This is a genomic window from Gordonia jinghuaiqii (assembly GCF_014041935.1).
In the GTDB taxonomy this organism is placed as follows: Bacteria; Actinomycetota; Actinomycetes; order Mycobacteriales; family Mycobacteriaceae; genus Gordonia; species Gordonia jinghuaiqii.
The window spans coordinates 3,766,395-3,778,677 of sequence record NZ_CP059491.1 but is presented as its reverse complement, the minus strand read 5'-3'; the positions used below and the strand labels follow the sequence as shown (position 1 = coordinate 3,778,677).

12 protein-coding genes are annotated in these 12,283 nt (G+C 68.4%); 9 read left to right on the top strand and 3 right to left on the bottom strand.

Annotation, left to right across the window (positions count from 1 at the left end; translation table 11 throughout):
* Window positions 1–14: 14 nt before the first annotated feature.
* On the top strand, window positions 15–245 hold the full coding sequence (locus tag H1R19_RS16930; RefSeq protein ID WP_188328576.1) for a DUF3107 domain-containing protein: 231 nt from the start codon (window positions 15–17) through the stop codon (window positions 243–245).
* A gap of 85 nt (window positions 246–330) precedes the next feature.
* On the opposite strand, the gene fasR is transcribed toward H1R19_RS16930, so the two are convergent.
* On the bottom strand, window positions 331–1,023 hold the full coding sequence (gene fasR / locus H1R19_RS16925) for an HTH-type transcriptional activator FasR (RefSeq protein ID WP_244970737.1): 693 nt from the start codon (window positions 1,021–1,023) through the stop codon (window positions 331–333).
* 66 nt (window positions 1,024–1,089) lie between these two features.
* Here fasR and H1R19_RS16920 point away from each other — a divergent pair, with 66 nt between their 5' ends.
* The 8 genes from H1R19_RS16920 (at window position 1,090) to H1R19_RS16885 (ending at window position 11,082) form a co-directional block, all read left to right on the top strand.
* Window positions 1,090–2,133: a DUF3152 domain-containing protein gene (locus H1R19_RS16920; protein WP_188328574.1), complete on the top strand. Its 1,044-nt coding sequence runs from the start codon at window positions 1,090–1,092 to the stop codon at window positions 2,131–2,133.
* A 99-nt stretch (window positions 2,134–2,232) separates the two neighbouring features.
* A complete protein-coding gene (moeZ, locus tag H1R19_RS16915) occupies window positions 2,233–3,429 on the top strand; it encodes an adenylyltransferase/sulfurtransferase MoeZ (protein WP_219849636.1) in 1,197 nt (398 codons plus the stop codon).
* 56 nt (window positions 3,430–3,485) lie between these two features.
* Window positions 3,486–4,340, top strand: coding sequence for a TIGR02569 family protein (locus H1R19_RS16910; protein WP_188328572.1), 855 nt, complete (start codon window positions 3,486–3,488; stop codon window positions 4,338–4,340).
* A 225-nt stretch (window positions 4,341–4,565) separates the two neighbouring features.
* Entirely contained in the window at window positions 4,566–6,062 is a 1,497-nt protein-coding gene (locus H1R19_RS16905; protein ID WP_219849635.1) for a nitrate/nitrite transporter, read from the top strand.
* Window positions 6,063–6,101: 39 nt separating this feature from the next.
* A complete protein-coding gene (gene nirB, locus H1R19_RS16900) occupies window positions 6,102–8,675 on the top strand; it encodes a nitrite reductase large subunit NirB (RefSeq protein WP_188328570.1) in 2,574 nt (857 codons plus the stop codon).
* Window positions 8,672–9,124, top strand: a complete 453-nt coding sequence (locus tag H1R19_RS16895) for a nitrite reductase small subunit NirD (protein ID WP_219849634.1) — start codon at window positions 8,672–8,674, stop codon at window positions 9,122–9,124. Before nirB ends, H1R19_RS16895 begins: the two co-directional genes overlap by 4 nt.
* Window positions 9,121–10,299: a uroporphyrinogen-III synthase gene (locus H1R19_RS16890; RefSeq protein WP_188328569.1), complete on the top strand. Its 1,179-nt coding sequence runs from the start codon at window positions 9,121–9,123 to the stop codon at window positions 10,297–10,299. The genes H1R19_RS16895 and H1R19_RS16890 overlap by 4 nt, the downstream gene beginning before the upstream one ends.
* A gap of 48 nt (window positions 10,300–10,347) precedes the next feature.
* Window positions 10,348–11,082, top strand: coding sequence for a sirohydrochlorin chelatase (locus H1R19_RS16885; protein WP_188328568.1), 735 nt, complete (start codon window positions 10,348–10,350; stop codon window positions 11,080–11,082).
* Window positions 11,083–11,097: 15 nt separating this feature from the next.
* Here H1R19_RS16885 and H1R19_RS16880 read toward each other — a convergent pair whose 3' ends face one another.
* Both H1R19_RS16880 and H1R19_RS16875 read right to left on the bottom strand, forming a co-directional pair.
* A complete protein-coding gene (locus H1R19_RS16880) occupies window positions 11,098–11,406 on the bottom strand; it encodes an MGMT family protein (RefSeq protein ID WP_219849633.1) in 309 nt (102 codons plus the stop codon).
* Between the two features lie 15 nt (window positions 11,407–11,421).
* Window positions 11,422–12,198: an alpha/beta fold hydrolase gene (locus H1R19_RS16875; RefSeq protein WP_219849632.1), complete on the bottom strand. Its 777-nt coding sequence runs from the start codon at window positions 12,196–12,198 to the stop codon at window positions 11,422–11,424.
* Between the last annotated feature and the right edge of the window lie 85 nt (window positions 12,199–12,283).

Genomic DNA, 12,283 nt, shown 5'->3' with positions numbered 1-12,283 from the left:
CGAGGAGGCGGCACATGGCCGTGGAAGTGAAGATCGGCATCACCGACAGCCCGCGGGAGCTGACCATCGCGTCGACCCTGACCAGCGACAAGGCCTTCGCCGAGGTCGAGGCGGCACTGGGCGGCAAGCAGCAGCTGCTGTCTCTGGTGGACGAGAAGGGCGCCCGATACCTCGTGCCGGTGACCAAGATCGCCTACGTCGAGGTCGGTGCATCGGAGAACAGGCGCGTCGGGTTCGGTTCCTGACCTGTCGGGGCACGAGACCCCGGACCATACGAAAAGGGTCCTCCCACGTCGATGACGTGGGAGGACCCTTCTCGTGGAACGCCTCTCAGGCGTCGGTGCCCGGGGTGGCCTGCGGTGCGGCCTCGGGAGCGGCCTGCGGTGCGTCGGCCGTGGGGCCCTGACGGGGGAAGTGCGACAGTCCGCCCCAGAGAAGCGCGACCGTGGTGTCCACGGCGGACTGCTTGTCGACGGGACGCTTGGCCTCGAGCCAGTAGCGCGCATTGACCTGGCTGGCGCCGACGAGGCCCGAGGCGACCATCCGCGACCGGTATGGATCGAGCCCGGAATCGTGCATGACGAGTCCGTACACGGCGTCCACGCACGCCTCGGTGGCACCCTCGACGCGTCGGATGACCGCGGGGTCGGAGGCGTCGGAGGAGAAGATCAGCCGGTATCCGGAGTTGTCCTGATCGATGAAATCGAAGAATGCCTGCACCGCGGCGCGTACGCGCTTGCGGTTGTCGGTGGTGGTCCGCAGGGCGGTGTTGACGTCGCTGACGAGCTTTTCGGCATGGGAGTCCACAACCGCGATATACAGGTCGAGTTTCGACGGGAAGTGTTGGTACAGAACGGGTTTGCTCACTCCCGCGTGCACCGCGATCTCATCCATGCCCGCGGCGTGGTAGCCGCGTTCGACGAAGATCTCACTGGCCGCGTCGAGCAACTGCATACGCCGTGCGCTGCGCGGCAGGCGCGTACTGCGTCCGGGTACGGCGGACGCGTTGGTTGCGGTCGACATGCCCAAGAGAGTACTCGGGAGACCTTCCTGCGCAGTATCGGCGGTCCGCTGTGAGAAAGTTGAACAGTGAGCCGCACAGAGGATGGTGGCCCCGGCCTGGATCGTGGGCGGGTGCGTGCCAAGGATGTCGGCCCGAGATCGTCGGGACGCCCCAGACCGGACCAGCCGCTTCGTGCGCGCTGGGACCCGACCGACGACAGCGGCCGCCCCCGGGTCGACCGTGATGCCCAGCCGGGATACAAGAAGCAATCGGCCCTGGGCCGCTTCGTGGCGACCTACGGCTGGCGGGCCTACGCGATCCCCGTCCTCTCGATCCTGACGATCGCCCTGATCGTGGTGACGATCCAGGACGGCCGGAGCAGTTCGATGGAGCCGGCCGCGGCGGTCAACCCCGACTCGGCGGCGCGCAACACCGACATCAACAAGGAGACGCGCCCGATCGGTGCGCCCAGCGGTGACATCGCGCCCGCCGCGCTACCCGCGGGCACACTGCCTCAGGGCGGCCCGTTCACCGCGAAGGGGCGTCAGACGTTCCGTGTGTTGAGAGGTGCCGGCAAGCCGGTCGGCACCGGCGGGCAGGAGTACACCTACACCGTCGAGGTCGAGAACGGTCTCGATCCGCAGGACTACGGCGGCGACCCGACCTTCGCGAAGATGGTCGACATGACCCTGGCCAACCCGCGCAGTTGGATCGGCGACGGACGGGTCACCTTCCGCCGTATCGACCGCGGGGAGCCGGATCTGCGCATCTCGCTGGTCTCGACCGACACCACGCGCGAACTCTGCGGCTACCAGATCAAACTGGAGAGCTCGTGTTTCTACCCGCCGCAGCAGCGCGTCACGCTCAACGAGGCCCGCTGGGTACGCGGCGCGCTGTCCTATCAGGGTGACGACATCGCCTACCGGCAGTACCTGATCAACCACGAGGTGGGCCACGGTATCGGATACGAGTCGCACGAGCCGTGCCGGGAGAACGGCGCCCTCGCGCCGGTGATGATGCAGCAGTCCTTCGGCGTCGACAACTCCCAGATCATGGCCCTCGACCCCCAGATGAAGGCCAACCGCACGTTCGTGTGCCGACCCAACCCGTGGCCGTTCCCCAGTCGCTGACCTCGTCTGCCGGTGAGCTCGCCGAAGCCCCCGGGGAATGGCGCCGCTGCCTCGATGGTTGAGCAAAGAGTCGTATTCAGCCCGAACAATGGAGGCGTTGTGTCGTCGCAAGGGTCGCTCACCGGATCGCTGCCACCTCTGGTGGAGCCCGCGGCAGAACTGAGCAACGAAGAGGTGGCCCGCTACAGCCGCCACCTGATCATCCCGGACGTGGGGATGGACGGGCAGAAACGCCTGAAGAACGCCAAGGTCCTCGTGATCGGTGCCGGCGGCCTCGGGTCGCCCACATTGCTGTATCTCGCCGCGGCAGGCGTCGGCACGATCGGCATCGTCGAGTTCGACATCGTCGACGAGTCCAATCTGCAGCGCCAGGTCATCCACGGCCAGTCCGACATCGGACGGCCCAAGGCCGAGAGCGCGCGGGACTCGATCCTCGAGATCAACCCGTTCGTCACCGTCAATCTGCACGACCAGCGTCTCGAGCCCGAGGGGGCCATCGAGCTGTTCTCGCAGTACGACCTCATTCTCGACGGCACCGACAACTTCGCGACGCGCTATCTCGTCAACGACGCAGCCGTCCTCGCGCACAAGCCGTACGTGTGGGGATCGATCTACCGGTTCGAGGGTCAGGCATCGGTGTTCTGGGAGGACGCGCCCGACGGTCGCGGGCTCAACTACCGCGACCTCTACCCGCAGGCCCCGCCGCCGGGGATGGTGCCGTCGTGCGCCGAGGGCGGCGTGCTCGGCATCCTGTGCGCCTCGATCGGCTCGATCATGGGCACCGAGGCCATCAAGCTGATCTGCGGTATCGGCGAAACCCTCCTCGGCCGCCTCATGGTGTACGACGCGCTCGACATGACCTACCGCACCATTCGGATCCGCAAGGATCCGGAGGGTGAGCGGGTCGCCGCTCTCATCGACTACGACGAATTCTGCGGTGTGGTCTCCGGTGAGGCCGCCGACGCCGCGGCCGGTTCGACGCTGACCGCGGTGGAGCTCAAGCAGAAGCTCGACGCGGGGGAGAAGCTCGCGATCATCGACGTCCGTGAACCGGTGGAGTGGGACATCGTCCACATCGACGGTGCGACGCTGGTCCCGAAGGGCGACATCCTCTCCGGTGAGGGCCTGGCCAAGGTGCCCCACGACCGGCCCACGGTCCTGTACTGCAAGACCGGAATCCGTTCGGCGGAGGCTCTCGCGGCGCTCAAGCGCGCCGGTTTCGCCGACGCGACCCACGTGCAGGGCGGCGTGACCGCCTGGGCCAACCAGGTCGACAAGACACTGCCGGTCTACTGACACCCGACGCCGCGTGCCTCACCGACTCCGCCACCGGCGATCGGTAATCTGAGCTGGTGAATACCGTCGCCCCACCCGAACACGTGTTGAACACGTTCGGGCTCACCGCCCATCCGCCGATTGCCATGGGGGATTCATGGATCGGTGGGTGGCGCGTCGGTGAGGTCGTGTTGTCGTTGGTTCCCGATCATGCGCGTGCCGCGTGGTCGGCGTCGGTCCGTGAGTCGCTGTTCGTCGAGGGCATGCGGATCGCCCGGCCCTTCCGCGCGACCGACGGTCGCTATGTGATCTCCGGCTGGCGCGCCGACACCTACATCGCCGGCACTCCCGAACCGCGCCACGACGAGGTGGTCCTCGTCGCCGACCGTCTCCACGACGCCACCGCCTCCCTCGAACGGCCGCGCTTCCTGCTGCAGCCGCCCGCGCCGCCGCACACCGACGTCGACGTGTTCACCGCGGCCGACCGTGCCGCGTGGGAAGAGGTGCCACTGCGTTCGGCGCGGGCCGCGGGGATGGTCGAGCCGACCTCGCCGGACGGCGTGCAGAGCGTCGAGATGCTGAAAACCCTTGCGAAGCTTCGTAAGCCGGTCGATCTGCCGTCACAGGTCGTCCACGGTGACCTGTTCGGAACCGTCCTGTTCGCCGGCGCGGCGGCGCCCGGCATCACCGACATCGTGCCGTACTGGCGCCCGGCGCCCTGGGCGGCGGCGGTCGCGGTCGTCGACGCACTCGCGTGGGGCGGCGCGGACTCCGAACTGGTCCAGCGGTGGTCGGATCAGCCGGAGTGGCCGCAGATGATGCTGCGGGCGACGATGTTCCGGCTGGCAGTTCACGCGCTGCACCCGCGGTCCACCTCCGGGGCTCTGCCGGGGCTGCAGCGTGTCGTCGAACTGGTACGTTTGCTCGTATAACCGCAGCTCACAGCGTTATGGCGGAATAGTCAGGGTTCTCACACGGTCTTCGGAACGAAGTGAGGACAACGTGACTGTCCGGTCACCTCGCGGACAATCCGCGCAACACGCCCCCTCCACACTTGGTCTCGAGCCGCACGACACCGGCGTCGGCGTCACAACCCGACAGCCGCACTGCCGCGCGCAGTGACATCACGCAGACCACCGAGCATCGGAGGCGGGGCCTTGGCTTTCGCACACCTCACAGCACTTCTGAAACGCGACCACACCATCACCGACTGGGACCCCGAAGACCGGGTCGCCTGGGACAACGGCAACGCCGAGGTCGCCAAGCGCAACCTCATCTGGTCGGTGATCTGCGAACACGTCGGGTTCTCGATCTGGTCCCTGTTCTCCGTGATGGCCCTGTTCATGGGCCCGGAATACGGCATCAGCATGGACCAGAAGTTCGTCATCGCCGCGACCGCGACCTTCGTCGGCTCCTGTCTGCGCATCCCCTACACCCAGGCGACCGCACGGTTCGGCGGGCGCAACTGGGCGATCTTCTCGGCCGTCGTGCTGCTGATCCCGACGGGTCTGACGATGATGCTGATGATGAACCCGGGGGAGTTCGGGTTCGGCTGGTTCCTCGCCGTCGCCGCGATCACCGGTTTCGGCGGCGGCAACTTCGCCTCGTCGATGACCAACATCAACGCCTTCTATCCGCAGCGGCTGAAGGGCTGGGCACTCGGCCTCAACGCCGGCGGCGGCAACATCGGTGTCCCGGTGGTCCAGGTCATCGGTCTGCTGGTCATCTGGCTCTTCGCCGACCAGCCCGAGATCGTCTGTTCGATCTACCTCGTGGCACTTGCGGTCGCGGGTGTGGGTGCGGCGCTCTACATGGACAATCTCGATCACCAGACCGCCAGCGGCAAGGCGATGATCGACTGCCTCCGGCACCGCGACACCTGGCTGATCTGCCTGCTCTACATCGGCACCTTCGGCTCGTTCATCGGTTTCGGTTTCGCGTTCAGCCAGGTGCTCAACATCAGTTTCACCTCCGCCGGCGCGTCCAAGCCCGCCTTGGCCGCGGCGCAGATCGCGTGGATCGGTCCGCTGCTGGGCTCGGTCGCGCGACCGTACGGCGGCAAGCTCGCCGACCGCGTGGGCGGTGGCAAGGTCACCCTGTACTGCTTCATCGCGATGGCGGCGTCTGCGTCGATCCTGGTGGTCGCCGGGATGTCGGCCGACGCCAACGGCAAGGTCATCACCGGCGGCGTCCTCGCGGCCTTCATCGTCGGGTTCATCCTGCTGTTCCTGATCTCCGGGGTCGCCAACGGTTCGGTGTACAAGATCATCCCGACCATCTGGGAGCACAAGGCCCAGTCGATCACGGGTCTCAACTCGGTGGCCAAGGCCAAGTGGTCGCGCAGCATGTCCGGAGCCCTCATCGGTATCGCCGGTGCGGCCGGGGGCCTCGGCGGCGTGGGCATCAACCTGGTCCTGCGTTCCAGCTACAAGTCGAACCAGTCTGCGACGCAAGCGTTCTGGGTGTTCCTCACCTTCTACCTGGTGGCCGCAGTCGTCACGTGGTGGTTCTACGCGCGGCGCCCGATCGTCATCGCCGAGACAACAGATCTGCCGGTTGCCGACCAGCCTGCCGGCGCGAAGACCACCACACCCGAGAACACCACCACACCCGGCAGCACCGACGAGCCGGCAACCAAGGAAGCGCTGGCCTGACCCCCGGCGGGCGCAGGCGAGGCAAGGGAGTCAAGAGCAGTGAGCAGCGAAACCAACACGGGCGCCAACACCGTTGTCGTGGTCGGTCACGGAATGGTCGGACACCGCTTCGTGCAGTCGATCCGCGAGCGGGACGTCGAGAACCGGTGGCGCGTCGAGATCGTCTGCGAGGAGCCCGACCCGGCCTATGACCGGGTGGGATTGTCCTCCTACGTCGGTGCCTGGCAACGCGATTCACTCGCGCTGGACGGCAACACCTACGACGGTGACGATCTCGTCGTCACCCGCGTCGGGGAGACCGTCACCGAGATCGACCGCGCGGGCAAGCGCGTCGTGACCTCGACCGGTCGCGAGATCGGCTATGACGCACTGGTTCTGGCCACCGGCTCCTATGCCTTCGTGCCGCCGGTTCCCGGTCACGACAACAGCAGGTGCTTCGTGTACCGGACCCTCGACGACCTCGACGACATCCGGACGGCCGCCGACGCAGCCGGACCGGGTGCGGTGGGGGTGGTGGTCGGCGGCGGACTCCTCGGACTCGAGGCCGCCAACGCGCTCAAACTGATGGGGATGACCCCCCACGTGGTGGAGTTCGCCCCGCGTCTCATGCCGATGCAGGTCGACGCGGGTGGTGGCGCCGTCCTCGAGAACCTGGTGACCGACCTCGGGCTCACGGTGCACACCGGGGTGGGTACCTCCGAGATCGCCGACGCCGAGAACGGCGGGCTACGCGTGACACTGTCCGACGAGTCGACGATCGACGCGTCGCTGGTGGTGTTCTCCGCGGGCGTGCGTCCGCGCGATCAACTGGCGCGCGACGCGGGTCTGGCGGTCGGGGAGCGCGGCGGTGTGCTCGTCGACGACAGCTGCGTCACCGACGATGCGAACATCTACGCCATCGGTGAGGTCGCCGCCGTGGGCGGCCGGTGCTACGGACTGGTCGCCCCCGGCTATTCGACGGCCGAGGTGGTGGCCGACCGGCTGCTCGGCGGGACCTCGGTGTTCCCCGGAGCCGACATGTCGACCAAGCTCAAGCTCCTCGGCGTCGACGTCGCCAGCTTCGGCGACGCCTTCGGCGCCACCGAGAACGCGCTCGAGATCACCTATCACGACGCCGTGGCGGGCCGCTACGCCAAGGTGGTCCTCAGCGACGACGCGAAGACCCTGCTCGGCGGCATCCTGGTCGGCGACGCATCGGCCTACGCCATGCTCAAACCGATGGTCGGCCGCGAGGTCCCCGGCGACCCGGCCGCGCTGATCGCACCGGAGGGGGGTTCCGGCGTCGGCATGGATGCACTGCCCGACGACGCCGAGATCTGCTCGTGCAACGGGGTGTCCAAGGGCACGATCTGCTCGGCGATCGCCGCCGGCGCGTGCGAGATCGCCGACATCAAGAAGCAGACCTGCGCGGGCACCACCTGCGGTGGCTGCCTGCCGAGCATCAAGCAGCTGCTGGCCGCATCGGGCGTCGAACTGAGCAAGTCGCTGTGTGATCACTTCGCGCAGTCCCGCGCCGAACTGTTCGAGATCGTCGCGGTCACCGGCATCCGCACCTTCTCCGAGCTCGTCGAGCGATACGGCAGCGGGCAGGGTTGCGAGATCTGCAAGCCGACCGTCGCGTCGATCCTGGCGTCGACGTCGAGCGACCACATCCTCGACGGCGAGCAGGCGGCCCTGCAGGACACCAACGACCACTTCCTGGCGAACATGCAGAAGAACGGTTCCTACTCGGTGGTGCCGCGCATGCCGGGCGGCGAGGTCACACCCGAGCAGCTGATCGTGATCGGCGAGATCGCACGCGACTACGGGCTGTACACCAAGATCACCGGCGGGCAGCGCATCGACCTGTTCGGTGCGCGCGTGGACCAGCTCCCCGAGATCTGGCGGCGGCTCGTCGACGCCGGGATGGAGTCGGGACAGGCCTACGGCAAGAGCCTGCGGACGGTGAAGAGTTGCGTGGGGTCCACGTGGTGCCGCTACGGCGTGCAGGACTCGGTCGGCATGGCGGTGCTGCTGGAGAAGCGCTATCGCGGTCTGCGGTCGCCGCACAAGATCAAGTTCGGGGTGTCGGGTTGTGCGCGTGAGTGCGCGGAGGCCCGCGGCAAGGACGTCGGCGTGATCGCCACCGAGCACGGCTGGAACCTCTACGTCGCAGGCAACGGTGGCCAGAGTCCCAAGCATGCGCAGCTGCTCGCCAGTGGAGTGGATGACGAGACCCTCCTCGCCTACATTGATCGGTACCTGATGTTCTACATCCGCACCGCTGACCGACTGCAGCGCACGGCCCCGTGGCTGGAGTCTCTCGAAGGCGGCCTCGATCACCTCAGGGCGGTTGTGTGTGATGACAGCCTGGGGCTGGCCGCCGAGCTCGAGGACGCGATGGCCAGACACGTCGCTGGTTATCGGGACGAGTGGGCGGCGGTGCTCGCCGACGAGGACAAGCTGAAACGGTTCGTGTCGTTCGTGAACGCGCCCGACGTGGCCGACCCGACCATCCGCTTCGCCGAATACGACCGTAAGGTTCCGGTGCTGCTGGACATGCCGCAGGTACGTCCGGGTGCCGCCCCGGAGGCGGCGGCCGCCGAGCCGGTGAAGGAAGGAGTGCCGACATGACCATCGCACCCGAAGAGACCGCACCCGAAGAGACCGCACCCGAGGAGACCGCACCCGAAGGGACCGGCAGTTCCCCGGTCCGGGACGGCACCTGGGTTGCCGCGTGCCCGATCGACGACCTGATCGTCGGGCGTGGTGTCGCCGTGCTCGGTCCGGGCGGGGTGCAGGCCGCACTGTTCCGCCTCCCCGCGGCCGAAACGGACCGGGAGGCGGCACCCGGGCGTTCGCGCCTCTACTCGATCGGCAACATCGATCCGTTCGGCCGCGCCGCGGTGCTCTCCCGCGGCCTCACCGGCGACCGCGCCGGCGAGCCCACCGTCGCCTCGCCGCTCGGCAAACAGGTGTTCGCGCTGCGCACCGGGATCTGCCTCGACGACGAGTCGATGTCGGTGCCCAGCTATGGCGTGCGCGTCGTCAACCGGACCGTCGAGGTGTTCTTTCCCGCGTGAACGCCACCACAACTCCCGGGACCGACACCCCTGAGGCCGATGCGTTGCCGCTGAACGGTTTCACCATCGGGATCACCGCGGCGCGTCGAGCCGAGGAGTTCGCCGTACTGCTGGAACGACGCGGCGCGCAGGTCGTGCACGCGCCGACCATCCGCATCCTTCCGCTCGTCGACGACACCGAGCTCGAGCGGGTGACCGCCGAGATCATCGAGAACCCGCCCGAGGTCATGGTGGCGACCACCGGTATCGGTTTCCGCGGATGGGTGGAGGCCGCCGACGGCTGGGGCAACGCCGAGGACGTGCTGAAGTCCCTGACCCAGAGCAGGCTCATCGCGCGCGGGCCCAAGGCCAAGGGTGCGATCCGGGCCGCGGGCCTCCGGGAGGAGTGGTCGCCGGAGAGCGAGTCGTCCTCGGAGGTGTTGGACCGGCTGCTGGCCGAAGGTGTCGAGGGCGTCCGGATCGCGGTCCAGCTCCACGGTGCCACCAGCGAATGGGAACCGCTGCCGGACTTCTGCACGGTGCTGCGCGCCGCGGGTGCCCAGGTCGTGCCGATCCCGGTGTACCGCTGGAACATGCACCCGGACGTGGCCCGTATCGACAAGATGATCTCGTCGGTCCTGCGCGGTGACCTCGACGCGATCACCTTCACCAGTGCGCCGGCGGCGGCGTCGATCCTGACCCGCGCCAAGGAGCTGGGCAAGCTGCAACAGTTCGTGCACGCGATGCGTACCGCGGTGCCGGTGATGTGTGTCGGGTCGGTGACGGCCAGTCCATTGGAGGCGCTGCAGATCCCGACGATCTATCCGCGGCGGTTCCGGCTCGGGGCGCTCGCGCGACTGATCACCGAGGAGCTGCCACGACGGACACACGTCCTGCGAGTCGCCGGTCACGACACCGCCATTCGCGGTCAGGCCGTGGTCGTCGACGGCGAGCTGAAGGAGATGTCGTCGACGAGTCTGCTGCTGCTGAAGATGCTCGCCCGCAACCCGGGGCGGGTGGTGGCGCGGCAGGAGCTGCTGACCGGCCTGCCCGGCGACAGCTCGGACACCCACGCGGTGGAGGTCGCCGTCGCGCGACTCCGCGCGGCGCTGGCTGATTCGAAGATGGTGCAGACGGTCGTCAAACGTGGGTACCGCCTGGCCGTCGACCTCGAATACGACGCCGCAGACGAGTGAGACGCAGGCGAGTGAGACGCAGACGAGTGAGAGGAAGAGACAATCATCATGGGCGACAATGATGTACGACTTCCCCACGGTGACCGGCTGCGCGAGGTCAGTCCGGTCCTGGTGGCTCATGGAACGCGAAATCCGCACGGCGTCAACGTGATCGCCGAGATCGCCGAGGCGGTCAGCCGACGCGTGGGTGTCACGCGCACCGCATTCGTCGACGTCCTGGGGCCGACGCCGAGTGAGGTGATCGCCGATCTCGAGCGGCCCGCCGTGCTGGTGCCGGCCTTTCTCGCGTCGGGCTATCACGTCCGCAAGGACATTCCCGAACACGTCGCCCGGGCCGGCAGGTCCGACACGGTCGTGACCCGGGCGCTCGGCCCCGACCCGTCGATCGCGGCGGTGGCCCGGCTGCGTCTGGCGGAGGCCGGCTGGGAACCGGGCGACGCGGTGGTGCTCGCGGCGGCCGGCTCGTCGGACGAAAGTGCCTGCGGTCAGGTTCATCTCGCCGCCCGACAGCTCGAGTCGCTCATCGGCGGCCGGGTGGAGGTCGGGTTCATCACCACCGCGCAGCCCTCGGTGCCGGAGGCGATCGAGCGCGCACGACGCACCGGACGGCGCGTCGTGGTGGCCAGTCATCTGTTGGCCCCGGGCCTGTTCCACCAGCGTCTGCAGACCTATGGCGCCGATCTGGTGGCGGCGCCACTCGGCCCGGACCCCCGCATCGTCGACCTGATCGTCACCCGGATGCGTGCGGCGATCAGCCCGTACCGTCGCCGGGCCGGGGTCTGACCCGGCCTGACCCGGTCACCGGTCAGATGGTGGCGTCCACCGGCACTCGCGCAACCGGATGCGTCCGTCGGTGATCGGAACTCCTTCTGCGGCAAGCCGTTCGAGCTGGCGTGTCGCCAGATGCGGTGCCGGACGGCCACTGGCCGGGACCACCCGGTGCCACGGCAGATCCGCGGTGTCGGTGCGCATGATCCAGCCCACGATCCGCGGACTCGACAGCCCGGCCGCGGTGGCCAGGTCGCCGTACGTGCTCACCTGCCCGACGGGGATCGCCGCGACCAGCGCACGCACGATCTCGACCTCCCCCTCGGTGATCGCAGCCATCGTCGAGCCCCGCTTCTAGAGCAGCGACCGGATCAGCGACGCGCAGAGCCCGGGCTCCAGGAAGGGCACCATGTGGGCGCAGTCGGCGTGATGGATGGTGACGTCGTCGCCGCGTTCGCTCGCGCACGCCTCCAGGAACGCGGGCCGCACGAAAGGCGGCTGGACCTGATCGGCCACGACGATGTGCGTCGGGGTCCCGGGCGGCGGCAACACCGCGGGCCGGGCCATCTCGCTCCACGACGCCGCGGCCGCGGGTGCGCTGACCCGCCAGCCGACCCGCCCGTGGGGCCGGGGGATGAGGTGTTCGGCGAGTTCGGCTTCCAGAACCGCGTCGGGTACGGCGGCCCACCCCTCGGCCCGTTTCGCCGAACGCGCCGCGTCGGCGTTCGCGTAGTCCCAGTTGTCGAGACTGTCGGTGGCGACCTCGAGGGCGAACTCGGGATCGAGGCCCTGTGCGGGGTCGAGGAGCACGAGGCCCTTGACCGCGTCCGGACGCTGGTTGGCCAGATGCAGGGCCAGCGCCCCGCCGAACGAGTGGCCCACCACGACGATCGGCTGGGCCTCGACCGGGATGTGGGTGTCGATGACCTCGGACAGGGCGCGCACGTGATGTTCGATACTCCACGGCGGCCGCCACGGGGACCGGCCGTGTCCGATGAGGTCGGGCGCCACGATGCGGACGTCGCCCAGATGCTCGGCCATCGCGGCCCAGCGCAAGCCGTGCCCGGTGAGGCCGTGGACGGCGAGAACCGTGGGACCGCTGCCGAAGACGTGCGTGTTGAGTGCTGCCACCCGTCCATCCTGCCGTATGTCCCCGGCGCCGCCGACGCCGGAGGAGGCGTGCCGAAAGGCGCCGTCGGTGGCCCATGATTCGATG

Excerpts from the sequence above, each read along its gene's own strand:
- H1R19_RS16930 (WP_188328576.1), top strand. The coding sequence starts at position 15 with ATGGCCGTGGAAGTGAAGATCGGCATCACCGACAGCCCGCGGGAGCTG.
- fasR (WP_244970737.1), bottom strand. The coding sequence starts at position 1,023 with ATGTCGACCGCAACCAACGCGTCCGCCGTACCCGGACGCAGTACGCGC.
- H1R19_RS16885 (WP_188328568.1), top strand. The coding sequence starts at position 10,348 with ATGGGCGACAATGATGTACGACTTCCCCACGGTGACCGGCTGCGCGAG.
- H1R19_RS16880 (WP_219849633.1), bottom strand. The coding sequence starts at position 11,406 with ATGGCTGCGATCACCGAGGGGGAGGTCGAGATCGTGCGTGCGCTGGTC.
- H1R19_RS16895 (WP_219849634.1), top strand. The coding sequence starts at position 8,672 with ATGACCATCGCACCCGAAGAGACCGCACCCGAAGAGACCGCACCCGAG.